Genomic DNA, 24,950 nt, shown 5'->3' with positions numbered 1-24,950 from the left:
GAAGGTGATCGTTGTGTGTTGATAGAAATATTCAATTGTAAAGGGTGAAGAAAGTTTATGATTGGGAAAATACTAAGATCATCATACCTGGAACCTGCAATTCAACCTATTAAGCAACGTTTTGTTTCATAAAAAAACCCGCCAAAAAATGACGGGTTTTGATATTGTGTAAATAAGTAATTCTTATTCTGCTGCAGATTCTGCTGCTTCAGGAGCTGCACCTTCTTCAGTTGCAACTTCTTCTTCATCTTCATCATCTTCCATTGCAGCTGCACCACCTTTCATTGCATTTCTAGACATCTTAACAGCTACAACAACTGCATTGTCTGGGTGAACGAAAGAGTAACCTTCTGTCTTGATTCCTCCTACATAAAGTTTGTTACCGATTCTTAATGGAGTAACGTCTACAACGATCTCATCTGGCAAGTTAGCAGGAATAGCTTTTACTTTTAGCTTTCTGAAAGACTGACGTAAAACACCACCAGCTACAACACCTTTAGAACGTCCTGTAATTCTTACTGGAACCTCCATGATAACTGGCTTATCGTCAGCTAACTGATAGAAGTCTACGTGAAGAATTTTGTCAGTAATTGGGTGGAACTGAATATCCTGAAGAACAGCTGGAATTGTTTGACCATCAACCTCAATAGATACCGTGTGTGCTTCAGGAGTGTAAACTAATCCTTTGAAAGCTTTCTCTTCAGCAGAGAAGTTTAAAGGTGCTTCACCTCCATAAACAACACAAGGAACTAATTCAGCATCACGTAAAGCTTTTGTAGACTTTTTGCCCACGCTTTCTCTTTTTGTACCTTGAATTGTAATAGATTTCATTTATAAAAAATTTAAAAAATTGTTCTAATATTAATTTGCAAATAGCTAAAAATCAATTAAATAACAAATTTACTACTAATTGATTTATGCTCATGAACCATTGTCATAACATCCGCAAATAATGGGGCGCAAGATAGCACTTTTATTTTAGATGACAAATTATTTTTAACAGGAATTGAGTCAGTTACAATAACTTCCAAAAGTTTTGAGTTCTCAATATTCTCGTAAGCCTTTCCTGAAAGCACTCCGTGAGTTGCCATTGCTCTTACGGTTTTTGCTCCTTTTTCAATAAGGATATCCGCAGCTTTGCAAAGTGTACCTGCAGTATCAATCATATCATCGATAAGGATTACGTTTTTACCTGTTACATCTCCGATAAGGAACATTTCTTCTACAACATTTGCCTTTTTTCTTTCCTTATAAGCAATTACTACTTCAGCACCAATGTGACCTGCATAGTTTTTCGCTCTTTTTGCACCTCCCATATCCGGAGAAGCAATCGTAAGGTTATCAAGATTTAGAGATCTGATATAATCTACAAAAATAGTAGAAGCATAAAGGTGATCAACCGGAATTTCGAAGAATCCCTGGATTTGATCAGCGTGAAGATCCATTGTCATGATTCTTGTTGCTCCTGCTGCAGTAAGAAGGTTAGCAACTAGCTTAGCACCGATCGGCGCTCTTGGTTTGTCTTTTCTGTCCTGTCTGGCAAGTCCGAAGTAAGGAATTACAACGGTAATGCTCTTTGCAGAAGCTCTTTTTGCTGCATCAATCATTAGAAGAAGTTCCAAAAGATTGTCTGCAGGAGGGAACGTAGATCCGATTAGGAAAACTCTTCCTCCTCTTACAGATTCATCTAAAACAGGCTCAAATTCCCCGTCGCTGAACTCCTGAAAGTTGATTTTTCCTAATTCTTTCCCATAACTCTGGGCAATTTTCTCTGCCAAGTCCCTGCTGGTTCTTGTACAAAATAGATAACTTAACTGATCGGCCATTTTTACTTTTTAAAAGATTTTGCAAATTTAAAAAAAAACCACAAGATTTACTCCTGTGGTTTCTAAGTTTTTATTTTATCAATTATTAAGGGAATTTAACTCCTGAATATTTGTTAGGATCTACCTGTGGAAGTGTAGATTTGTATCTAGCATTGATTGATTTAATAAATTCATTGGCAACAATACCGTACCCACGTCCTGTAAGGTGAACTCCGTCAAGAGAGAAAGCTCCACCTGTAACGAATTTAGCGGTGTATTTTACGCCATCAAACAAAATTCCTGACTGTCCGTTCAGCTCAACCATTTTAGCATTAGCATCTACAAATGCCAATCCATAAGCGTCTGCAAGTGATTTTATAGAACCATTATAAGCATCTATCGCTGTTTTTACATACCCTGCTTCTGTTTTTGTAAGCACATGCTGGTTTTGTAGCGGATAAGAAATTCCGTAAACATTTACCGGAGCAGGCGCATTTGGAGCATTAGTCCCAATTAGAGAACTTGAAGTCAGAAGGATGTAATCATCTTTTGTCGCCTGTCTTGCCTGTCCAAAGATTTGTCCGAAAGCAGCAGCTGTTGCTGGGCCCAAAGACGGAGTCAAAGCTGCAGTAAGCTGTGCGGAAAGATCCGCTAGAGCAACATCTTTTATTAGTACAGGATTTGAAGCAGTAGAAGAAAGTAAATTGATTCTATCTCCAGCCCCAAAAGCAGTAAGTGCCTGCTTTAATGGCCCGTATAAACTTGTATTAAGAGTCGTCAGATTAGCCCCTAATAACGCTGGTGTTAAAGGATTGTACGACACCGTTGTAAAGTAAGGAACAGAAGTAACATAAGGAATGTTGGCAATAACTCCTTTTGTTGTTCCAACACTTTTAAGATTATCAAGAATTCCTTTAATAGAACCAGCTACTACGGTTGGATCCGAAATATCATTCATCTTATAGGTAGCAGGGTTCATATTTCCTGTCTGAACTGTAGCGGTAGTATAAGTTGTTGTAGTTCCTACTGTCTGAGAGTTGGTTCCACCATTGGTGGCGTATAACAATACATCGTTATTTCCAATCCAAAGGGAGAAGAATGTTGGTTTCTGAATCTTAACATCATCCATAACACTCGCTGTTGCCGAAGATGCAAATCTCGCAAAGTAAGGATTCGCTGTTCCCAATGGAATACCAGCCTTGTCACCATAGTTTGGAGCAAGCAAATGATATGATTTAGCTCCCGGCACTCCCATATTCTGATAAGGTCTCCCTGCAGAAACATCATCTAAAGCCGCAGCAGGACTGCTTGGAACTGGAGTTAGAGATCCGTTAACCAGCTGAAGCGTCAGTTTTCCTGAGAAACCAGGGATACCCGTAAATCCTCCTACGTCATTAGGCATCAAAGGCTGCTTAAAAGCTCCTCCTCCGGCTAATTTCATTTGTCCGGCAATCATACTTGGATAAGATTCATTTTGGCCACTGCTATATAATGCTCCGTCACGATATCCTGAAGTAAGGGAATTTCCCAGCGCAACATATGTTGTAAAGTCTGCTTCCCCTTTCGTTACCGGAATATCTTTTACATCAGTATCAAAATCTGTTTTACAGCTTGTTACCGTAAAAAGAAGTGCAGAAACAGCAATTGTTGATATTATAATTTTTTTCATAGTCTTTCAATTAAAAAGGGTTATAAGATACACCTAGACCAAAGTAGAATGCTCTCGCTTTTGCCTGTCCGTAAAATCCTAGGTTAGCATTATTCACATCTCTGTATTTAGGCATTGCATAACCTCCCGCAATATCAACTCCAAACTTTTTCAGTTTAAATCCTACCCCACCTGTAACTACGAAAGTATCAAATGAAGGTGTTTCAGGAATAAAGTTTTCGTTAGTGTAAGGAGATTCATCATAATATGCTCCCAAACGTCCGTAGATCATATTCGTGAACGCATACTGAGTTCCCAATCTGAATGTTTTACTGTTTCTGAAGTTTTTAGGACTTACAAGAACTGTTGGATCTGCCTGATTTCCGATAGGCGCATTCTGGAAATCCAATACAAGTTTGCTGTATCTTTCCCATCCGTGATAGTTAAAGTCTGCAGAAACCTGCCATTTCGGAGTGAATTTATACGTCAAACCGATAGTATATTCTTCAACAAGCGGAAGTGTTGCAGAGAAGCCATCCTGACCTGCTGCATTTAATTTTAGCTGAGAGTAAATAGCCTGTGACGGAAACTGGAATGATGCAGTTCCGTTTTTAGCTTTCATATCTACCGGTGAGCGGTAAGCAATACTCACATCTAATTTTGGATCAGGTCTGAAATAGAAACCGAATCCATATCCATGACCGCTTGCTTTTGTATCTTTAATATTAACTTGTCCTCCAAATTGAGTTACTCCTTTATCCCAGTCTACAATACCTCTTGCATAGATATAACTCGCCCCAAAAGCCAACCATGGAGCTAGCTTTACGGAAACCATAGGCTGGAAATAGAAGCTTTTCAGCTCTAATTTCTGAACCATTTCTTTGCCTTCCCAGTTTTCTGGCCATTGGATTGTACTTCCAAAAGGTGTTGTTACACTAAGACCTACAGTTAATTTTTCTATTGGTCTATAAGTAACCGCAGCATAGAAAGGAGTCCCCAGTGGGTTATCCGTTGATGTACTGTTTAAAGTATTCAGGTTTTGAAAAGTAATTTTATTACTTGCACCAAACCCTCCTGCCGCTATACTCAGCTTAGAAGGGATAAATGACATACCCGCAGGGTTAAAGAATGTCACACTCGCATCTTCGGCATGAGCACTAGTATGCGCCATTGCCAATTGTTTTACCCCTTGCAATGAAACCCTGAAGCCTCCTGCGTAAGATAGAACACCAGCTAATAAAGCAGTTGATACTAATATTTTTTTCATAGACTATTATTATATAACCCAAATATAAAATTATTTTGAATACCTCTGTTAATATTTGCCAATATTTTAAACAATACATCCAAAGAAAACTATGTTTAAAATAACACTTGAAGAAAAACAAAGCATAAAATAAACATTGTTAAACATTTAAATAACCGCCACAAACAAATTATCACAACTGTTTAATATTAAACAATTGTTTAACAAAACGAATCTATCCTAAAAACAAAGTACAAAAAGAGTAAAGATTAGAAAAATGTTAAATTTTATCAAGAGTTTCATAAAATTAATAAATATCACTAACTCTGTTAAACATTGCGAAACTCAACAGTCCAATTAACAACTGATAAACAACACCTTATATAAAATACAGAAATGTTTTATCCCGAATTCAGGTTATTTAAGTATTTTAGAATTGCATAAAGATAAAAATACATAAATTTGCAAGATTATAAATAATAGTAATATGAGTTGTGGATGTAAAACATCCGGCGATTCTGCACATTCTTGTGGTCCTAAAAAAACCGCAAATGGTTGTGAAAATGTAAATACCTGCGGGAATAGTTATAAATTAAGTGTTTTTGACTGGCTTTCTAACATCAACAATCCGGCACCAAACAGGTGTGATTTTGTAGAAGTTAGGTTTAAAAATGACAGAAAATCGTTTTATAAGAATGTAAACAACATTCCTTTACATATAGGTAGCGTAATTACAGTAGAATCTAGTCCGGGACACGATGTAGGCGTAGTAAGCCTTACGGGAGAACTAGTAAAGATTCAGATGAAAAAGAAGAAATTTTCAGAAGAATCTGCACTTAAAATATATAGACAGGCCAACCAAAAAGATCTTGAGGTATGGCAGGAAGTAAGAAAAAAAGAGGACGGTGTAAAGCTTGAAGCGAGAAAAATCGCACAAAGAATCGGTCTTGAAATGAAAGTTACAGATGTAGAATACCAGGGAGATGCTTCAAAGATCACCTTCTATTACACAGCAGATAACAGAGTAGATTTCAGGCAGTTAATCAAAGATTACGCCGGTGCTTTCAGAACAAAAATCGATATGAAACAGATCGGTTTCAGACAGGAAGCAGCCAAAGTAGGAGGAATTGGATCTTGCGGACGTGAGCTTTGCTGTTCCACATGGCTTACAGACTTCAGATCAGTAAACACCAACGTAGCAAGATACCAACAACTGAGTATCAACCCACAAAAACTGGCAGGACAGTGTGGCAAGCTTAAATGTTGCCTCAACTATGAGCTAGACAGTTATCTGGATGCGCTAAGCGACTTCCCTTCTTCTTCAACCACTTTGGATACAGAAAAAGGAAAAGCATTCTGTATTAAAATAGATGTTTTCAAAAAGAAAATGTGGTTTGCTTACGTTGACAGTTCTATTGCATGGTACGATTTTGATATCGACCTTGTTAAGAAACTGATTGCAAAGAATAAAAGAGGTGAAAGAACACTTCCTCTGGAAGACCTTAAACAACCTGATTCTCCATCACACAGCATTGACCTTATTCAGGAAAATAATGTGGACCGTTTCGAAAAGAAAAACAGAGGAAACAACAGAAACAGAAATAATCAGAATAAACCTAACCCTAATAATAATCAACAACAGGGACAAGGGCCAAAGAAAAACAGACCGGAAAGGCAAGAAAGACCGGAAAAAACTGAAAGATCTGAGAACCCTAATGCTCATTCTGTAAACCAACCCAAACAGCAAAAACAACATCCACAGCAGAAAGTTGCTGTAGAAAAAACTGATGCTGGTTCTGATGCTGATAAAAAACCTCAGAGCAACCCTAGCAAGAAAAAATTTAAAAAGAAATATCCTCCAAAAAAAGATAAAAATGCGTAATATTTTAGGATTATTTTCCCTTATCCTTTTCTTTAGCTGCAACTCTTCCTCAGGAGGAGAAGTCACCATGAATTCCGTTGACAATAAGTGGAATAAGAAAAGTGAACAAAAATTTAATCTTGAAATTGCCGATCCGCAGAATCCTAAAAATATTATATTTGTCGTAAGAAACAACAACAATTACCCTTACAGTAATATAAGGTTTATTGTCAATTTCACCAATCTCCAGAACAAGAAAAAGGAAACCGATACATTGAACTATATATTGGCAAAACCTAACGGAGAATGGCTTGGTACAGGTTTTGGTGACACGAAGGAAACATTGTTTCAGTATAAATTAAATTACATATTCCCACAGAAAGGTAAGTATGAAATAAGTCTTCTACAGGCTATGAGAAACGACAACCTTCCAGGAATTGAAGATATTGGAGTAAAAATAGAAACCGTAACCATCAATAATGGAACAGAACAAAAAAAACACGGAAAATAGAGGGAAGACATTTCCTTTACCTCCCAAAAAAAAGAAAAATACCTCCTGGAGAAAATGGGTTTCATTTATCTGGATTGGATTTATTGCGGTAGTTTTGGGGATTTCAGGACTTTTCTTTGCCGTTTCTCAAGGTTTTCTTGGGGAAATGCCAGATGTAAAAGAACTTGAGAACCCGGATATCTTTGTCGCTTCTGAGATCATATCTTCAGACGGAGTTACTTTGGGCAAGTTTGAAAAAGAAAAAACACAGCCTATTGTTTATAAAGACCTTCCTCCTTACCTTATTTATGCTCTTCAGGCTAAAGAAGATGAGCGTTTCAAAGAGCACTCGGGGATCGACTTGTACTCTATTGCCAGAGCAGTTGCTTACGGAGGTAAGCGTGGTGGTGGATCTACCATTACTCAACAGCTTGCTAAACTTCTTTTCACTGGAAACGCTTCTCAGAATAAATTTGAAAGGGGTTTCCAGAAATTAAAAGAATGGGTTGTTGCTGTAAGTCTTGAAAAAAGATACACAAAAGAAGAGATTATCACTCTTTACTTCAATAAATTTGATTTCCTTTTCAATGCTAATGGAATAGAAATGGCCTCAAGAGTTTACTTCAACAAAAAAACTTCTGAGCTAACTCTACCTGAAGCTGCAACATTTGTGGCAATGCTTGAAAATCCAAGAAAGAACAATCCATACAGATATCCTGAAAAAGCAAAAGAAAGAAGAAATGTCGTATTGGATCAGATGCAGAAAACCGGATATATTGATGCCGCTACCTATGAAAAAGCAGCGAGTACTCCTATAGAAGTAGATTTCCACCCTATCAAAAGTATAACCGATGGATATTCTGCTTATTATAAATTCTACCTTAGAAAAGAGATCGACAAGTATCTTGAAGCGAATGAAAAAGAAACTGGCAAAAAACTTAACCTATACAAAGACGGTTTAAAAATATATGTTACTCTTGATTCTAAAATGCAGAAGTATGCAGAAGATGCTATCAAGGAACACTTAACAGATCTTCAAAAAAGATTTGATGCAGAGCAAAGAGGAAGAAAGAACAGACCTTTCTATTATCTTACTGACAAGCAGATTAATGATGTGATGCTTCAGGCAATGAAGAGAACCGGCCGATACAAATTGTTAAAAGCTGACGGTATGCCTGAGGATTCCATTATGATGGAGTTTAAAAAACCAATCAAAACTTCAAGATTTACTTGGAACGGTGAGGAAGAAGTTGAAATGTCTCCATGGGATTCTATCAGATACCACAAGCAAATTGCACAGGCAGGTTTAATGTCTATGGTTCCGGGAACCGGAGAGATCAAAGCTTGGGTAGGTGGTATAGACTGGCAACACTTCCAATATGACCACATCAAACAAGGTAAGAGACAGGTAGGATCTACCTTCAAACCTTTCGTATATGCAACTGCTATTATGAAACTGGGAATGACACCTTGTTCCACTGTTTCTAACGGAACATATGACCACAACGGATGGCATGTACCGGGAAGAGGAGGAATGATGACTTTAAAAGATGCATTGGCAAACTCTCAAAACCCCGTTGCGGCAAGACTTATTGAAATGACAGGTGTAGATGCCGTTATTCAAACTGCAAGAGACCTGGGAGTAACAGAAGATATCCCTAGAAACAATACCATCGCATTAGGTTCATCAGATATTACAATTTATGAAATGCTTGGTGCTTACAGTACTTTTGCCAACTATGGTAACTACAACAAACCGGAAATGATCTGGAGAATTGAAGATGCCAACGGAAGAGTTATCAAGGAAGTAAATGTAGAGCCTAAGGAAGTAATGAACCCAATGTATGCTTACACCATGATTGAACTGATGAAAGGTGTAGCACAATACGGAACCGCTTCCGGTGAACTTGGAAGAAGAGGAATCTCTAAAGCAGTAGAAATTGCAGCCAAAACGGGTACGACACAGAACAACTCAGACGGATGGTTTATGGGTATCACACCAAAACTGGCAACCGGAGCATGGGTTGGATGGGAAGACAGGGCAACCCACTTCTTCGGTACAGGAGAAGGTCAGGGTGCGAGAATGGCACTTCCAATCTGGGCTATCTTTATGAAGAAAGTATGGGCAGACAAAAGCTTAGGAGTAACTCCTGATGACAAGTTTGTCAAACCTTCAGACTGGAAAGACGGCTGTTCAAACCTTAAAGGATTAAGCGGCGGATACGGAGATGACGGAAGCCTTCAGACAATTGACGAGATCAAGAATCCGAGACCTTCAGATCCTTCCCCTAAAAAACCTACAGAAAAGAAAGAGGACAATATCAACGAAAATCTTCATTCTAATGATGAAGTAGATTTTAATAAATAATTTCTCTTTTAGAAATATACAAGACCTTTCAATAATTTGGAAGGTCTTTTCTTTTATAATGTATACCTTTGATGTATGAATATTGAACGTATCAGCCAACCTTTTATTAAGGAATTTCCCGGAGATTTTTCCAACAACACTATGCAGAGAAACACTCCGAAGGTTTTATTTGCCACCGTTAAACCTGCAGGTTTTGATGATCCTAAACTGATTGCCTTTAACGAAGCTCTTTCCGAAGAAATAGGACTGGGAAAATATGAAGACAAGGATCTTGACTTTCTCGTGGGAAATAACCTTCCTGAAAACGTTCAGACGTATGCAACCGCCTACGCCGGACATCAATTCGGAAACTGGGCAGGCCAGCTTGGAGATGGCCGTGCAATCCTCGCCGGGGAAATCACAAATGATTCAGGGAAGAAAACCGAAATCCAATGGAAAGGTGCCGGAGCGACTCCTTATTCCCGACATGCTGACGGAAGGGCCGTACTCAGATCTTCAGTAAGAGAGTACTTAATGAGTGAAGCAATGCATCATTTGGGAGTTCCTACAACCAAAGCTCTTAGCTTAGCTTTTACAGGAGAAAATGTGGTTCGTGATATTATGTATAGCGGAAACCCTCAGCTTGAAAAAGGAGCCGTTGTTATAAGAACCGCTGAAAGCTTTCTTCGTTTTGGGCATTTTGAGCTGATGTCTGCACAAAGAGAATACAACAGTCTACAGGAGCTTGCTGATTTTACAATTGAAAATTATTATCCGGAAATCACATCGTCCGATACTCAGAAATATAAAGACTTTTTCGAAAACATATGTACCCGCACGGCAAACCTTATGGTGGAATGGTTCAGAGTGGGCTTTGTACATGGCGTAATGAACACCGATAACATGTCCATTCTTGGTCTTACCATTGATTATGGACCCTATTCTATGATGGATGAATATGATCTGAATTTTACTCCCAATACAACAGATCTTCCAGGCAGAAGATATGCCTTTGGAAAGCAGGGACAGATTTCACAATGGAACCTTTGGCAACTTGCCAATGCTCTTCACCCATTAATTAAAGATGAAAAATTCTTAGAAGAGACTTTGAATAAATATGGCACCTATTTCTGGGAAGCTCACGATACAATGCTTTGCAGAAAATTCGGATTTGATAGTTTATTAAAAACAGACGAAGACTTTTTTACCAACTGGCAAGGCTTAATGCAGGAATTACAACTGGACTATACTTTATTTTTCAATCAGTTGGAAAAGATAACTTCAGGCACTCCTATTCAGGAGCATTTTAAAGACACGTCTTACACTGTTCTGAATGAAGAAAAAGCAGAAAAACTGAAAGACTTTATCAAAAATCACGAATCAAGACTAAGTTTAAACACAATTTCGAGGGAAGAATCATTAAATATGATGAAAAAAACGAACCCTAAATTCACACTCAGAAATTACCTTCTCTACGAATGTATTGAAGAGATCAATCTGGGTAAAACAGAAATGCTGGATAAACTAACAAAAGCGCTAAAGTCCCCTTATCAGGAGGTTTTCCCGGAGTTCTCAACCAAAAGGCCTCCTTATTACGATGGCACTGCCGGATGTTCTACGCTTTCCTGTAGTTCATAAACAAAATACACAATTAAAGACATTCCATTGAACAATTTGCATCATATTAGATATTTTCACTAATTTTAGAAAAATCTTTAACATGAAAAAAATTATACTGTCTTTAGGATTATTATTGGGAACGATCGCGCATTCCCAAACAGTTTTGCTCGATGAGGGCTTTGAAACGTACTCCAATTTCGTTACAACAGGAATCGGAAGCTGGCAGACACTTGATTTAGATGGCTTGAACACCTACACAGGCGGAGGCCCAACAGTTGGCGGAGTAACATCCAACTCTTGGACCGCTAACTGGCTTAATGCAGGTTCTCCAATGGCATTCCAAATCTTTACCCCTTCTGCTTCTAATGTTGTTAACAATCTAACGGTAATTGCTACAGATGATGAGGTAAGAAATTTCACTCCTCACGGAGGATTAAAATTCGCTGCTTCATGGGCTGGAGTTCCTACTGCATCTGTAACAGCTAATAATGATTGGCTTATTACACCTGCTGTAACACTTGGTGCCTCTTCCAACACTTTAACATTTTGGGTAAAAGCATTATCTCCTAACTTTACAGAAAGCTATAAAGTAGGAGTTTACACTGGAAGTGGTACTCCAACAGCAGCGTCCAATTTTACAATCATCACAGGAGCTACTGCAAGTACTGCCCCTTACGCAGCTTGGCAACAGGTAACACTGAATCTTGATGCCTACGCAGGACAAACTGTAAAAATCGGGTTCCAGTATATGTCATCTGATAAATATATGTTTATGTTGGATGACGTAAAAATTACTACAGCGGCTACTCTTTCTACGAATGAGGTTTCAAAAACAAAATCAGCCGTAAGTCTTTATCCAAACCCAACTAAAGGTGAGATCAACATCAAAACAGATAAAAAAGTAAAATCAACTTCTGTTGTCGATATGTCTGGAAAAACAATCAACAGCAGCAACTCCGAAAAGGCAGACATTTCGTCTTTACCAAAAGGAACCTATCTTCTGAAAGTAGACTTCTCCGACGGAACATCTACAACGGAAAAAGTAATCAAGCAATAACACCTGTTATATAATCTTCATAAAAACCACCAGCTTTGGTGGTTTTTTATTTTACTTTTGCAAAAAATTCCAAACGTGTCTTTTATCAAAACTAAATTTATCAATTTCTTAAGGTTGGTTTTTCCTTCATCTTATACAGAATTGGCAGTCTTTATGTTCTTCATCATCTGCTATGGGATATTAGGATCTTATATAGCCATACACTATAGGATCATATTCGACAGTAGAATTCCCTGGGATGCTTACTTCAGTTTTGATAACAAATCGATCCTGATGACTGGAGGAAGTTTTGAAAGACATCCTCTATCCTATTACTTTTTCAACTGGATCAGAGAATTTTCATTATTTGTTTCGGGAGGAAAAATGGATGCCAACTTTAGGTTAACACTTGCATGGCTAAGTAACATTGTCATCACGCTCAATATCCTTCAGATTTTTAAATATCTGAAAAATATTATCAGGCTACCTTTAAAACTCAGCCTTTTGATTATTTTGTTTTTCGGACTGTTTTCAACCAACATTATTCTCTCATTTACTCCGGAAAATTTCACATACACTCTTTTCCTACTTAGCCTTTATAATCATTATGCTGCTATAAAACTTAGAGAAGAAAAGAAAACACCTTCCCTTGCTTTATCTCTTGCAGCGGTAAGCATTGGAGGACTTACTATTACCAATTTCATTAAGGTTTTTATCCCTGTACTCTTTGAAAAAGATCTTTTTAAAAGCTGGAAAAAACTAGCAAATGCGGCATTAAGGGTGATAGTAGCGACTATCTGTTTTGTTCTTCTTTATTTGAACAGAATTGATTTCAAATACCAAAATATATTCTCCAAAACCAATCAACAGTATGAAAAGTTTTCTAATGTAGAATCTATGCCTACTTGGGATATGATCACTTCTTTCTTTTTTGGAGGGAACATTCTTTTCCCGGGATTTGTTATTTCCGATAAACACAATATGAAAGGTTTTGATTTCAAAGGATTGTATATGGTTCTTTATTCATCAGCCTTTCCCTACATTTTTGTAGGGGCACTCCTACTCCTTATAAGTTGGAGTTATCTTAAAAATTTTAAAAACAAATGGGTACAGGTCATCATGATTTCATTTTTCATTGATGTGATCATTCATTGCGTTATGAGATTCGGGCTTCACACTTCATACATTTATGGAGGACACTTTGTTTTTGTTTACCCTATCATGATCGGATGGCTTTTTTACGCTTACAGATCATCTCCTAAAATTCTATTTGTTTTAACATTATCCTTCGTGTTACTGTCATTTTATCTGCTTTGCAATAATGTATTCCGGATGTCAGAATTCTTCTGGTTTTTGGAAACCTATTACCAATAAAAAAAGCGGAGAAATTTCTCCGCTTTTTCTTTATTTTATTTAAAGTCTTCCTATTACTTAGCTTCTGCACAGAAAATTCTATATTGTACCGTAGTTGCAGATTTGAAGTATTCTCTGATCTTTGCAATATCGCTTGCCGCACTTTGCTTGGTAAAATAACTTCCAGCCAAAATCTTATAATTTGGTCGTAAAGAAGCATCTGTTTCTACCTTTAGATTAGGAAATCTTTTTCGGAAATATGACTTCACTTCGTTGGCCTCCTCGTTACTTTTTACTGTTGTAATTTGAATTTTAAATCCTAAAATTCTTGGATTTTTTTTACAAATTTCAGCATTCGTAAGCTCTCTGTTGGGAACATAGATTTTGTTCGGTTTTGTAGTCGTTCCTGTAGAAATTCCACTATCAATACTACTGATATCTTTAGAAGAATTATTCGTAGCAACTTTAGAACACTTGCCTTCAATTCCTTCCAAAGCAGCATTTATTTTGGAATCCATAGTCATGACAAGCTCTGTCCCTGAAAGAGTATCCTTTTTAACAACCTGCTGTGCATCAATACTATAAAAAGCAAATAATGATAATATCGAAAATATTTTAATCAAATTTCTCATTTAAACTTGTTTGCGCAAATTTATACAAATTAAAAAACTATACCAAACTAGTTATTTAGAATCAATACAAATTAAACGTAAATGATATTTTCCCTTTTCGATATACCGTTAAATTCCTGTTAAAAATATTATTTTTGCGGAATTGATTGAATGTTCAATAATTTACTAACATAAGATAATTTAAATGATTAGTTGGAGAAAGCATTATAAAAAAACGTTGATCGCAATAGGCTTATTGCTATCAACCAGTGCTTCATTTTACGGGCAAGACGGCGATCCTAAAAACGGAGAGAAACTTTTCAAAGCGAATTGTACTGCATGTCACGCGCTGGACAAACAAGTTGTCGGACCTCCATTAAAAGGGGTTGTAGAACGAGTAAAGACAGAAGGTGGTGTAGACAAAGATTGGCTTCACAAGTGGATCAAAGACAATAAAGCTCTTAGGGCTTCTGGGGACAAATACGCCAATGAGATTTTTGAAAAGTTTAATAAGACTGAAATGCAGGTCTTTCCAAATCTTACAGATAAGGATATAGACGACATTTTAGCTTTCACTACTAATCCTCCGGCTCCGGAAGAGAAAAAACCGGAAGCGACTCCTGCAACTGACGCAGCTGCGGCAGCTCCTGCAGACAAAACTACTACAAACGTTGTAATCATTTCACTTTTAGCGATCGCAGGTTTATTAGTTTGGATCTTAATTAAACTAAGACAATTAGTAACATTAGGCCAATCTGAAGAGCTGGCAGGTCTTAACGAGACCAGAGTTCGTTCGTTTAGCGAAATGTATGAGAAGTTCCACTATGTAGGTAAAGCTTTACTAGCTATCTTAGCTATTCTGGCAGCTTACGGAGTATGGAACTGGTTAATGTGGATTGGTGTTTACAAAGGGTATAAGCCTGAGCAGCCTATCTACTTCTCTCACAAAATCCACGCTGGAGAACAGAAAATTGACTGTCAGTTATGTCACTCTAGTGCTAAATACGGAAAGGTATCTGAAATTCCTTCTATGAACGTTTGTATGAACTGTCACAGAACTATTTCTGAATACAACAAAGATCACTACATGGAGCCAGGAAAAGACAAGGCATTCTATGACGGAGAAATCCAGAAGATCTACGCAGCAACAGGTTGGGATCCTGCTAAACAACAGTACACAGGAAAAACACAACCGGTTGAATGGACAAGAATCCACAACATGCCAGACTTCGTTTACTTCAATCACTCTCAGCACGTAATTGCTGGTGAACAAGCGATCATCAATTCTTTCAACAAAAAGAATCCTAACAACAAAATTGATGTTGTATGTAAAGCTTGCCACGGAAAAATTGATACAATGAACGTTGTTCAAATGGCTAATGACTTTACGATGGGATGGTGTATCGAGTGTCACAGAACGACTGAGATCGATATGAACAACGGTTATAATAAAGAGTACTTCAAAAATCTACACGACAAGTTGAAAAAACAATATCCACAAGATGGAGGTAAGATCACTGTAGATGCAATTGGAGGTCTTGAGTGTGGTAAATGTCATTATTAATAACTAAAAAATTAGAAGTATAAATGGCTTCAAACAAAATACAATTCAGAAGTATTCATGAACTTAAAGACCCAGCTTTAAATGGAAAGCTGGCTCTTAAAGAGTTCCAGGAAGAAATTCCGGTAGAAGATTTCCTTGGAGATGCTGAACAGAATGGTTCCAGTACTTCAAGAAGAGATTTCTTAAAATTACTAGGATTCTCTACAGCAGCGGTAACTCTTGCTGCTTGTGAAGCTCCGGTAATTAAAACGATTCCTTATGTGGTAAAGCCACACGATATTATTCCAGGAGTTCCTAATTATTACGCTTCAACATATTTTGATGGTTTCGATTTCGCTAGCGTTTTAGTAAAAACCCGTGAAGGTAGACCAATCAAAATTGATCCAAACCCAGTTGCAGGTGATTTAGGAAAAACAAATGCAAGAGCTCAGGCAAGTGTACTTTCTCTTTATGATAATGATAAAGTAAAACAGCCGAAACTAGACGGAAAAGATGAGACTTTCGATAAAGTAGACAGTTTCGTTCTTAAAGGTCTTGAAGAAGCTAAAGCGTCAGGCAAAAAGATTGTTCTTTTATCACACTCTTTTGCTTCACCAACTTTCAAAAAGTTATTTGCAGAATTCAAAGCTAAATATCCTACAGCAGAATTAGTAACTTATGATGCTTTCCCTTACTCTGCGTCTCTAGATGCAGCTCAGGAAGTATTCGGACAAAGAGCATTACCAGTATATGACCTTAAAGGTTCTGAGTTGGTAGTTGCTTTCCAGGCTGATTTCTTAGGAGACTATAATGCATCAAGCTTAGAAACTTCTTACGCAGCAGCAAGAAAGCCAGGTTCAAACATGTTGAGACACATCCAAGTGGAATCTAACATGTCATTAACTGGTGCCAATGCTGACTCAAGATACAGATTAAAGCCAAGTGCAGTAAACAAAACTTTAGTTGAAGTTTACAACGCAATCGTAGGTGGTGGTACTACTGATAAAACTGCTACTGAAATTGCTAACGAACTTAGAGCAAAAGGAAGCAAAGCTGTTGTTTTAGCTGACGGTTCTAAAGGAGCACAGGTTTTAGCACACTTAATCAACCAAAAATTAAATTCAGTTGCTTTCACAGGTAAAGCTAATTTCTTAAAAGAATTTGATAAAGCAAGATACCAGGAATTCTTAGGATGGGTAAACGCAGGTCAGGTTGGAGTATTAATTACCAACAACGTAGACCCTATCTACTCTCATCCAAAAGGAGAAGATTTCAAAAAATCTTTAACTAAAGTTCCTTATGTAGTTGCTGTAGCAGATAAGAAAAATGAAATGTACAAAGCAGCGAAAGCTGTAATTCCGGTAGCTAACTGGCTAGAGTCTTGGGGAGATATCGAACCACAGACTGGAGTATATTCATTAATGCAGCCTACGATCCAAAAGATCTACAAATCAAGACAGATTGAAGAGTCTCTATTGGTTTGGAAAAACGGTAAAAATAATGCTGCTAACAATTACTATGATTATTTAAAATCTAGTGCAGGGTCTATCTTAGGAGCAACTTCTTTCAACAAAGCATTATACAATGGTATCAATACTTCTAATAATGCAACAACATTGGCTTATGCAGGAGGAAATGCTGCTCAGGCAATTGCTGAATTAGGAAACTTCAAAGCTTCAGAATTAGAATTGGTATTATATACTAAGACTTCTATGGGAGACGGTACTCAGGCAAACAACCCTTGGTTGCAGGAATTACCAGATCCGTTAACAAGAATGTCTTGGGATAACTACTTAACAATTTCTCCTAAAGATGCAGAGAAATTTGCAATTGACAACGATCTTAACGCGAGAATGCAGTTGGATGGTTCTATTGTAAACCTTACTGTAAATGGAGTAACAATAAAAGATGTTCCTGTATTTATTCAACCAGGTCAGGCAGAAGGATCTGTAGGTCTTGCTCTTGGTTATGGTAAGAAGAATTCTGGAGCAACTGCTGATACAGGAGTAAATGCTTATCCTTTATTTGACGGTTCTAACCTTGTTGTTTCAGGTGCTAAAATCGAAAAAACAGGAGAAGATCACGAATTCGCAGGGATCCAGCTTCAAAATACATTGATGGGTCGTTACGAAATCGCTAAGGAAGTTCCTTTGGCTGATTTCATTGGAGTAGCTTTCGATGATGAGCACAAAGGATGGAACAAGCCTTTGGAATACCACACAATCAGTGGAGCTCTTCCAGCAAGAAAAATTGACCTTTGGGATGCATTTGATGATACAGATGGACCTCACTTCAACTTATCTATCGACTTGAACTCTTGTACAGGTTGTGGTGCTTGTGTAATTGCTTGCCAGGCTGAAAACAACGTTCCTGTAGTAGGTAAAGAAGAGGTAAGAATGTCTAGAGATATGTATTGGTTAAGAATTGACCGTTACTACTCTTCAACTCAAAAAGTAGAAGTTTACGAAGGATTAAAAGAAGGAATGGCTGTTCCTGAATTGTACGGAACTGCATTCGGTGGTGAAGGAGCATTAAACAATCCTGCTGAGAATCCAGATGTAATCTTCCAGCCTGTAATGTGTCAGCACTGTAACCACGCTCCTTGTGAAACTGTATGTCCTGTAGCGGCTACTTCACACGGTAAGCAAGGTCAAAACCATATGGCTTACAACAGATGTATCGGTACCAGATATTGTGCAAACAACTGTCCGTACAAAGTAAGACGTTTCAACTGGTTTACTTATAACCTAAACGACAAGTTCGATTTCAACATGAACAACGATTTAGGAAGAATGGTACTTAACCCAGACGTAGTTGTAAGAACTAGAGGGGTAATGGAGAAATGTTCAATGTGTATCCAAGAAACTCAGGCTACTATTTTAGCAGCTAAGAGAGACAACAGAAAAGTAACAGACGCTGAGTTCAAAAACTCTTGTGCTTGTGCTGCTGCTTGTTCTACTGGAGCAATGACGTTCGGAGACATGAATGATAAAGAATCTGAAGTGAGAGAATTATATTCTAGCAACAGAAGATATTATTTACTAGAGGAGATCGGAACAAAACCAAACGTGTTCTATCACACTAAAGTAAGAAACAGAGTAGAAAAATAAAGTTTAAATAATAAATAGGTAAAAAATGTCAGGACATTACGAAGCTCCGATAAGGGAACCTCTAATTATTGGTCACAAAACTTATCACGATATCACAGAAGATATTGCACGACCTATCGAAGAAAGAGCAGGTAAATTATGGTGGATCTCATTATATGCTGCACTAGTTCTATTCCTCTATGGATTCGGCTGTATCGCTTACACTATCGGAACAGGTATTGGAGCATGGGGGCTTAACAGAACTATTAACTGGGGTTGGGATATTACCAACTTCGTATGGTGGGTAGGTATCGGTCACGCCGGGACCCTAATCTCAGCAGTATTATTATTATTTAGACAGAGATGGAGAATGTCTGTAAACAGATCTGCAGAGGCGATGACGATCTTTGCGGTTGTACAGGCAGCAATCTTCCCTGTAATTCACATGGGTAGAGTTTGGGTTGGATACTGGGTATTCCCTTTACCAAACCAATTCGGTTCTCTTTGGGGGAACTTCAACTCTCCTCTACTTTGGGACGTATTTGCGATCTCTACGTATTTCTCGGTATCAACTGTATTCTGGTTCATGGGACTAATCCCTGACTTTGCAATGATCAGAGATAGAGCTAAAACTCCTTGGACTAAGAAAATTTATACATTCCTAGCATTCGGTTGGGGTGGTAAAGCAAAACACTGGCAAAGATTCGAAGAACTTTCTTTGGTTCTTGCAGGGTTAGCAACTCCACTTGTATTCTCAGTACACACAACCGTATCTTTTGACTTCGCGACTTCAGTAATTAAAGGATGGCACTCTACGATCTATCCTCCTTACTTCGTTGCTGGGGCGATCTTCTCAGGATTTGCAATGGTACAAACACTATTGTTAGTAGCTAGAAAAGTTTGTCACTTAGAAGAATACATCACTATGTATCATATCGAAATTATGAACATCGTAATCGTTCTTACAGGTGGTATGGTAACGGTAGCTTATGCAACTGAATATTTCATCGGATGGTACTCAGGATCTAGATTTGAAGATTTCACATATCTTTCTCCAGGTGCTGCTGTAGGACCTTACTGGTGGGCATTCTGGTCATTGATCATCTGTAACCTTGTAGTTCCTGCTTCATTCTGGTTCAAAAGACTTAGAACGAACATTATCTGGACATTCATTGTTGCATTAATCATCAACATCGGTATGTGGTTTGAGCGTTTTGATATCATCGTTATCAACCTTTCTAGAGACTACTTACCAGGATCTTGGACAATGTTTAAGCCAACGATCATTGATGTGGGTGTATACTTAGGAACTATCGGATTCTTCTCTGTATTATTCTTATTATACGCAAGAACGTTCCCTGTAATTGCACAGGCTGAATTAAAATCGATTTTGAAAATCTCAGGTGAAACTTATAAAGCAAAAGAAGGAGATGAGCACCACTAAAATTGTATACGGACTTTATGCTGACGACGACGATTTAATGAACGGCGTTAAAGCATTCAACGATAAAGGAATCGCAATAAACGAGGTTTACACTCCGTTTCCGGTTCACGGACTAGATAAGGCTTTAGGATTAAAGAAAACTAGAATTTCTGATGCTGCTTTTCTATACGCTCTTTATGGTGTTACTATCGGTGCTACTTTAACCTGGTATGTAATGAACCACGACTGGCCTCAGAATATCGGTGGTAAACCAGCTTTCGACTGGGCACACAATATGCCGGCATTCGTAGTTCCTATGTTCGAATTGATGGTATTCTGCGCAGCTCACATGATGTCTTTAACTTTCTTGGTTAGAAACAAAATGTATCCAGGAGCTCCAGCTCAGAATCCGGATCCAAGAACTACTGATGATAAATTCATGATGGAGTTTGTAACTGAAGATGTAGAATCTGTAAAACAGTTGCTTATTGAAACTGGAGTTGAAGAAATAACTGTTAAAGACGCTTAAAATGAAAAAGAATGTATTAAAAATTACAGCAGTTTTAGGTTTAACAACAGTTTTACTTAACTCTTGCGGACCAAAAGAAAATACTCCGTTGGTATATTTCCCGGACATGTATTTTCCGGTAGCTTATGATCCATTGATGAAAGCTCAGGACGCTTATTCAGATCATGAAAATGAAATTCCTGCTTTCGTTAAAAATAATGGAGCAACAGGTCTTTCTCCTGTAGAAGGATCCGTTCCTCAAAATAAAGATGGAGTTTTTGAAGAAAGCTTATTACCTAAGAATGTTGACCAGTACAACGCAGGGTATGATGCTTCTAAAAAACTGACAGTATCTCCTCTAAACCCAGCTAACGCAGCTAAGGATATTGAAAGAGGAAAAATATTGTTTGATCACACTTGTGCGGCATGCCACGGAACAGGAGGTGATGGACAAGGACCTATTGTACAAAGTGGAGCATTCTCAGGAGTGCCAAACTATGCTGACAGAGAAATTACTGTAGGATCTGTTCATTATGTATTAACAAACGGTAGAAACGCGATGGGATCTTATGCAGGACAACTAAACGCTGGAGACAGATGGAGAGTTGCAATGTATGTGATGAGCGCTTTCAAAAAAGGAGCAGCAGCACCAGCGGCAGCAGCGACTACTGAAGCAAAACCTGAAACTACTACTGAAACTAAAAAATAAGAAAAGAAATGTATAGTTTTTCACCAAAATTAAAATCAACTTCTTTAATACTTCTTGTTGCAGGTTTAGTACTATTTGGTATTGGTTTCTTTATGAACAAAGGAATCTCTACTGAGAAGATTAACCAAATGATGGAAGCTGTTCATGCTTCCGGTCATAATGCACCTACTCACTCAAGTGAAATGGTAGGGCCTCAAGATCATGCTGCTCACCTAGAGCACGCTACTCTACAGATCCACAACCAGCCTTTAGCGGCAATACATTTTGTAGCTGTATTTTTCTTCGGAGTAAGTTGTGCTGTATTATTCTTCTATTGTATTCAACACGCTGCACATGCAGGTTGGCCAATCATTATTACAAGAGTAATGGAAGCTATCGCTTCTTATATTCCATACGGAGGAGCTATTTTGATCATCTTAATGCTTTTAAATATCTTCCACCAAGGACACCTTTTCCACTGGATGGATCCGGATTTAACAGATCCTAACTCTGCTCATTTCGATGTGATCTTATTCGAAAAGAAAAGATTCCTGAATATTCCTTTCTATGCAATCAGAACGTTCATCTATGTACTAGGTGCTTCTTTCTTCGCTTGGAAACTGAAAGCTCAGTCTAAAAAAGTAGACGAAACAAAATCTAAAGTAGAATACCAATTCCTTTACAGATGGGCAGTAGGATATATTGCTTTCTTCGGATTTGCTTCTGCAGCTTGGGCTTGGGACTGGTTGATGTCTATTGACCCTCACTGGTACTCTACAATGTATATCTGGTATTCAATGGTTAGCTGTCTTTCAAGTGGTATTGCTGTAATCATCTTACTAAGTGTATACCTTAAGAAAAACGGATTCCTTCCTCAGTTCAATGACAACCACTTACACGATTTAGGAGTTTTCCTTTTCGCTACAAGTATGCTTTGGACATATACATGGTTCGCTCAGTTCATGCTTTATTGGTATGCGAACGTTCCGGAAGAGGTTAACTACTTCTTTGGAAGATTCCAACACTATGGTACAACGTTCTTACCAATGTTGATCGTAAACTTCTTATTACCTTTATTGGTATTAGTAAGTAGCAGCATCAAGAGAAACTACAAAGTTGTTACAACAATGGCTGTAGTAGTTATCTTAGGACACATCTTGGATTATTTCAACATGGTAATGCCTGGAACGGTAGGACCTTACTGGAACACTCCGGAGGTATTCATCCTAATCTTGGGAGCTTTATTATTCGTTATCGGATTATTTATGTTCACTGTACTTTCAGCTCTGTCTAAACTGAAGTTGATCCCTACAGGAAACCCATTCTTACACGAATCTGAAATTTATGAGTATCCTTTCTAAGGACTTATAACAGAAATAAACAAAAAAGACCAATCCTATGATTGGTCTTTTTTTTATGAGTGTATTTCAAACAATACAATGTATGTGGAAAAGAAATATCCCCTGAAAAGAAGAACCCTTCAGGGGATATTTTATATCATTAATAAAAGTATGAATACTTTATCGGACAAATTTTACCGTTCGGTGTTCAGCCTGTAAATAAACCAATTCTTTGTTTCTTAGGCTTTCATTTAAATGTTCAATCATACTTTCCGGAGTAAGATAGTTCTGGAAGTATTGCAATACGTTTGCTCTCATCCGGCTTACTTCAGATTCAGGAGTTTCAAAAAGATTGCTTAATATAGAATCCAAATGTTGTAAGTCATCAAAAATAATGGCATTCTCCCCATCTGTAAGATTAGGATACATTACTTCTGCATATTCTTTTTGAATCAGTGGAATTGTACCTACCGACATTGCTTCAATCACGTTATGACACAAGGGCATCACAACGCCAGGGCAGCAAAAGTAAAAATTGAAATGAGACAAGGTTTCTCTCACATCTTCCATCGGAAGTTCAAAGTTCTCTTTAATAGCAAAAGCATATTTTCCTTTTAAACTTTCCTCTTCTATTGCTTTCAACATCTCAGATTTTCCGGGAATAGCAACAAAATCGGACTTACTTTTAAAATAGCTGAGAAGCTCTGTTCGGGGAACCACAGAAAATTCAGTCCTCTTGATTTCAAGATAGGCTTGAGAGTCAAAATTACCATAGCAGAAAAGTGAGTTTATTCTTTTTTTATAGATGTCAACCGGACGGTTCCAAATTCCATAATGATACATCAAAGGATGAAAGCTCATGGGGATATGAAACGTATTTCCCTTTTGGTTGCCGTTCTCAAAGTAAGCAGAGAAATAATCCGGGCTGAACATTTCATCTTTTAGCTCAATGTAGTTTTCAGGTTTATATTTTTTATTGACAATTAAGAAATTATCTTCCCGAACGATCATTCCGAGATATCTTTCTTTATTGCGGATATTTCTAAAAGTGGCAAAATCCATCGGATAATAAACGTTGTATCCGGAAAGTTTGTAGAATTTAAGCAATAGGTAGAAAAACCGATGATAAATGGTATGATGCTTTATACTAACCAATACTGCTTTGGGAGTTTGTTCGGGTTTGTTCTTTTTGATTTCCTCAAAAGCCACGATGTCTTTGACGAGACGGTTTACCTGCCCCAGTTTTTTCTTAATCATAGTGTCTATTTGAAACAAAAATAATATTTTATTTTATTAAACAATTCAATCAATCTTACAATTGAGCCTTTGAATCCATATGAGGAAAGAATAGTTTACAATTTCTTAAAAATGGATTTTTCATATTTCTCTCTTTCGCCCTCCGGAATTTCTACATTCTGCTGTTGGGTAGCTTCATTCACCAATCTTCCGACAACGGGTGTTTTTTCCTGAGCATTCTCCAGATACCACATATATTCCAAGTCAACATGCCCTATATCTATAGCCCAGATATTTTCTTTGGCTAAATCAAAAGACATTATCGTAGCGGTTGGCCCCAAAGCAAGAAGAACCAGCTTATCTCTTCCATGAAGTTTGATCTCCGAAAGAATTTCATGATATATTGCAAAAGCATCTTTCGCCGGGCAAAGAATTCTCTGTAAAGAGGTAACACCATCAAAAAGGTCATTCCCTACTCCCAATCTTGAATACTCTCCTTCTACAATTAGCACATCCTGATTTTCCCAAATTCCCTTTAATTTTTTAAGAATATGGGGAATATGTTTTTTCGATTCATAGTCTAAATAAAAACGGGTAATAAAAGCATTAGAATATTTCTTCTGAGGATTCAGATAATGAGAAATCTGCACTCCAATAGTATTGATGAAATTGAGCCACCAAAATTTCACCCGCCAATTAAGATTATTCTTTAAAGAAAATGTTTCAGGAATTGCAACGAGGTGATTAGGTAAATTTGATGTCAAGACCTGACGAAGCCGGACAGTCATTTCTTCACTCCCATTTTGGAAACCAATACCTGCAGTATTCAGAACCAGTCGAAACTCTCCGTCTCCAAATCTGCTTATATTCTTTTTATGAATCGTAATATCATCAATAGTTTCCGCCAGTGAATCTACTTTATAGAATGGGAAATTCTTTCTCAACTTTCTAGTGCTGAAAAAAAAACGGTAGTAATGGTATCTCTTTTTTAAACTATTCATTAAAATCCAAAAAATTAAGGAAAACAAAAAACTTGGTAGCCTTTTGTGTATGTTATATGTAGATAAAAGTACAATATTTTTCTAATTAAGTAAAGTTGAAACAAT

At 37.5% G+C, this 24,950-nt stretch carries 19 protein-coding genes; 12 read left to right on the top strand and 7 right to left on the bottom strand.

The features are described 5' to 3' along the window. Positions 1 to 183: 183 nt before the first annotated feature. From ACL9RH_RS15735 to ACL9RH_RS15720, 4 genes are all read right to left on the bottom strand, one after another. Positions 184 to 831: a 50S ribosomal protein L25/general stress protein Ctc gene (locus tag ACL9RH_RS15735; RefSeq protein ID WP_422694314.1), complete on the bottom strand. Its 648-nt coding sequence runs from the start codon at positions 829 to 831 to the stop codon at positions 184 to 186. A 56-nt stretch (positions 832 to 887) separates the two neighbouring features. Continuing rightward, positions 888 to 1,826: a ribose-phosphate pyrophosphokinase gene (locus tag ACL9RH_RS15730; protein WP_422694313.1), complete on the bottom strand. Its 939-nt coding sequence runs from the start codon at positions 1,824 to 1,826 to the stop codon at positions 888 to 890. An 85-nt stretch (positions 1,827 to 1,911) separates the two neighbouring features. Beyond that, positions 1,912 to 3,474, bottom strand: a complete 1,563-nt coding sequence (locus tag ACL9RH_RS15725; RefSeq protein WP_422694312.1) for a G-D-S-L family lipolytic protein — start codon at positions 3,472 to 3,474, stop codon at positions 1,912 to 1,914. 10 nt (positions 3,475 to 3,484) lie between these two features. Beyond that, positions 3,485 to 4,720 carry an OmpP1/FadL family transporter gene (locus ACL9RH_RS15720; protein ID WP_422694311.1) on the bottom strand — a complete coding sequence of 412 codons (1,236 nt, stop codon included), beginning with the start codon at positions 4,718 to 4,720 and terminating at the stop codon, positions 3,485 to 3,487. A 466-nt stretch (positions 4,721 to 5,186) separates the two neighbouring features. Here ACL9RH_RS15720 and ACL9RH_RS15715 point away from each other — a divergent pair, with 466 nt between their 5' ends. The 6 genes from ACL9RH_RS15715 (at position 5,187) to ACL9RH_RS15690 (ending at position 13,427) form a co-directional block, all read left to right on the top strand. Continuing rightward, complete coding sequence (locus ACL9RH_RS15715) at positions 5,187 to 6,581, top strand: PSP1 domain-containing protein (protein ID WP_422694310.1); 1,395 nt, start codon at positions 5,187 to 5,189, stop codon at positions 6,579 to 6,581. Further along, entirely contained in the window at positions 6,574 to 7,071 is a 498-nt protein-coding gene (locus ACL9RH_RS15710; RefSeq protein ID WP_422694309.1) for a gliding motility lipoprotein GldH, read from the top strand. Before ACL9RH_RS15715 ends, ACL9RH_RS15710 begins: the two co-directional genes overlap by 8 nt. Continuing rightward, a complete protein-coding gene (locus tag ACL9RH_RS15705; RefSeq protein WP_422694308.1) occupies positions 7,040 to 9,418 on the top strand; it encodes a penicillin-binding protein 1A in 2,379 nt (792 codons plus the stop codon). The genes ACL9RH_RS15710 and ACL9RH_RS15705 overlap by 32 nt, the downstream gene beginning before the upstream one ends. A gap of 75 nt (positions 9,419 to 9,493) precedes the next feature. Next, a complete protein-coding gene (locus ACL9RH_RS15700; protein ID WP_422694307.1) occupies positions 9,494 to 11,035 on the top strand; it encodes a protein adenylyltransferase SelO in 1,542 nt (513 codons plus the stop codon). Between the two features lie 82 nt (positions 11,036 to 11,117). After that, positions 11,118 to 12,074 (top strand): choice-of-anchor J domain-containing protein, encoded by a 957-nt coding sequence (locus ACL9RH_RS15695; protein ID WP_422694306.1) that lies wholly within the window; start codon positions 11,118 to 11,120, stop codon positions 12,072 to 12,074. Between the two features lie 75 nt (positions 12,075 to 12,149). After that, a complete protein-coding gene (locus ACL9RH_RS15690; protein WP_422694305.1) occupies positions 12,150 to 13,427 on the top strand; it encodes a DUF6080 domain-containing protein in 1,278 nt (425 codons plus the stop codon). A 53-nt stretch (positions 13,428 to 13,480) separates the two neighbouring features. Here the strand turns inward: ACL9RH_RS15690 and ACL9RH_RS15685 are convergent, their stop codons facing one another. Next, positions 13,481 to 14,038, bottom strand: coding sequence for an SPOR domain-containing protein (locus ACL9RH_RS15685; protein ID WP_422694304.1), 558 nt, complete (start codon positions 14,036 to 14,038; stop codon positions 13,481 to 13,483). A 184-nt stretch (positions 14,039 to 14,222) separates the two neighbouring features. Between ACL9RH_RS15685 and ACL9RH_RS15680 the strand changes: the two genes are divergently transcribed. Genes ACL9RH_RS15680 through ACL9RH_RS15655 form a run of 6 tightly spaced genes read left to right on the top strand, consistent with a single transcriptional unit; the run spans position 14,223 to position 22,629 of the window. Continuing rightward, positions 14,223 to 15,581, top strand: coding sequence for a c-type cytochrome (locus ACL9RH_RS15680; protein ID WP_422694303.1), 1,359 nt, complete (start codon positions 14,223 to 14,225; stop codon positions 15,579 to 15,581). A 23-nt stretch (positions 15,582 to 15,604) separates the two neighbouring features. After that, entirely contained in the window at positions 15,605 to 18,670 is a 3,066-nt protein-coding gene (locus tag ACL9RH_RS15675) for a TAT-variant-translocated molybdopterin oxidoreductase (RefSeq protein WP_422694302.1), read from the top strand. Positions 18,671 to 18,695: 25 nt separating this feature from the next. Further along, complete coding sequence (gene nrfD, locus ACL9RH_RS15670) at positions 18,696 to 20,093, top strand: NrfD/PsrC family molybdoenzyme membrane anchor subunit (protein WP_422694301.1); 1,398 nt, start codon at positions 18,696 to 18,698, stop codon at positions 20,091 to 20,093. After that, positions 20,080 to 20,601: a DUF3341 domain-containing protein gene (locus tag ACL9RH_RS15665; RefSeq protein ID WP_089693017.1), complete on the top strand. Its 522-nt coding sequence runs from the start codon at positions 20,080 to 20,082 to the stop codon at positions 20,599 to 20,601. The genes nrfD and ACL9RH_RS15665 overlap by 14 nt, the downstream gene beginning before the upstream one ends. 1 nt (position 20,602) lies before the next feature. Beyond that, entirely contained in the window at positions 20,603 to 21,289 is a 687-nt protein-coding gene (locus ACL9RH_RS15660) for a c-type cytochrome (protein ID WP_422694300.1), read from the top strand. Between the two features lie 8 nt (positions 21,290 to 21,297). Then, positions 21,298 to 22,629 (top strand): quinol:cytochrome C oxidoreductase, encoded by a 1,332-nt coding sequence (locus ACL9RH_RS15655; RefSeq protein ID WP_422694299.1) that lies wholly within the window; start codon positions 21,298 to 21,300, stop codon positions 22,627 to 22,629. 159 nt (positions 22,630 to 22,788) lie between these two features. Here the strand turns inward: ACL9RH_RS15655 and ACL9RH_RS15650 are convergent, their stop codons facing one another. After that, the gene (locus tag ACL9RH_RS15650; RefSeq protein WP_422694298.1) at positions 22,789 to 23,865 is read right to left on the bottom strand and encodes a glycosyltransferase; all 1,077 of its coding nucleotides are present in this window, start codon (positions 23,863 to 23,865) and stop codon (positions 22,789 to 22,791) included. 95 nt (positions 23,866 to 23,960) lie between these two features. After that, positions 23,961 to 24,788, bottom strand: coding sequence for a GT-D fold domain-containing glycosyltransferase (locus ACL9RH_RS15645; protein WP_422694297.1), 828 nt, complete (start codon positions 24,786 to 24,788; stop codon positions 23,961 to 23,963). Positions 24,789 to 24,950 lie beyond the last annotated feature (162 nt).

This window comes from Chryseobacterium sp. Mn2064 (assembly GCF_049319685.1).
GTDB lineage: Bacteria > Bacteroidota > Bacteroidia > Flavobacteriales > Weeksellaceae > Chryseobacterium.
Note: the sequence above shows the minus strand (reverse complement) of the source record. Positions and strands in the feature narration are given on the sequence as shown.

What these genes read in the sequence shown, in the direction of transcription:
- ACL9RH_RS15735 (WP_422694314.1), bottom strand. Translation starts at nt 831, where the DNA reads ATGAAATCTATTACAATTCAAGGTACAAAAAGAGAAAGCGTGGGCAAA.
- ACL9RH_RS15730 (WP_422694313.1), bottom strand. Translation starts at nt 1,826, where the DNA reads ATGGCCGATCAGTTAAGTTATCTATTTTGTACAAGAACCAGCAGGGAC.
- ACL9RH_RS15725 (WP_422694312.1), bottom strand. Translation starts at nt 3,474, where the DNA reads ATGAAAAAAATTATAATATCAACAATTGCTGTTTCTGCACTTCTTTTT.
- ACL9RH_RS15720 (WP_422694311.1), bottom strand. Translation starts at nt 4,720, where the DNA reads ATGAAAAAAATATTAGTATCAACTGCTTTATTAGCTGGTGTTCTATCT.
- ACL9RH_RS15715 (WP_422694310.1), top strand. Translation starts at nt 5,187, where the DNA reads ATGAGTTGTGGATGTAAAACATCCGGCGATTCTGCACATTCTTGTGGT.
- ACL9RH_RS15710 (WP_422694309.1), top strand. Translation starts at nt 6,574, where the DNA reads ATGCGTAATATTTTAGGATTATTTTCCCTTATCCTTTTCTTTAGCTGC.
- ACL9RH_RS15705 (WP_422694308.1), top strand. Translation starts at nt 7,040, where the DNA reads ATGGAACAGAACAAAAAAAACACGGAAAATAGAGGGAAGACATTTCCT.
- ACL9RH_RS15700 (WP_422694307.1), top strand. Translation starts at nt 9,494, where the DNA reads ATGAATATTGAACGTATCAGCCAACCTTTTATTAAGGAATTTCCCGGA.
- ACL9RH_RS15695 (WP_422694306.1), top strand. Translation starts at nt 11,118, where the DNA reads ATGAAAAAAATTATACTGTCTTTAGGATTATTATTGGGAACGATCGCG.
- ACL9RH_RS15685 (WP_422694304.1), bottom strand. Translation starts at nt 14,038, where the DNA reads ATGAGAAATTTGATTAAAATATTTTCGATATTATCATTATTTGCTTTT.
- ACL9RH_RS15680 (WP_422694303.1), top strand. Translation starts at nt 14,223, where the DNA reads ATGATTAGTTGGAGAAAGCATTATAAAAAAACGTTGATCGCAATAGGC.
- ACL9RH_RS15675 (WP_422694302.1), top strand. Translation starts at nt 15,605, where the DNA reads ATGGCTTCAAACAAAATACAATTCAGAAGTATTCATGAACTTAAAGAC.
- nrfD (WP_422694301.1), top strand. Translation starts at nt 18,696, where the DNA reads ATGTCAGGACATTACGAAGCTCCGATAAGGGAACCTCTAATTATTGGT.
- ACL9RH_RS15665 (WP_089693017.1), top strand. Translation starts at nt 20,080, where the DNA reads ATGAGCACCACTAAAATTGTATACGGACTTTATGCTGACGACGACGAT.
- ACL9RH_RS15660 (WP_422694300.1), top strand. Translation starts at nt 20,603, where the DNA reads ATGAAAAAGAATGTATTAAAAATTACAGCAGTTTTAGGTTTAACAACA.
- ACL9RH_RS15655 (WP_422694299.1), top strand. Translation starts at nt 21,298, where the DNA reads ATGTATAGTTTTTCACCAAAATTAAAATCAACTTCTTTAATACTTCTT.
- ACL9RH_RS15650 (WP_422694298.1), bottom strand. Translation starts at nt 23,865, where the DNA reads ATGATTAAGAAAAAACTGGGGCAGGTAAACCGTCTCGTCAAAGACATC.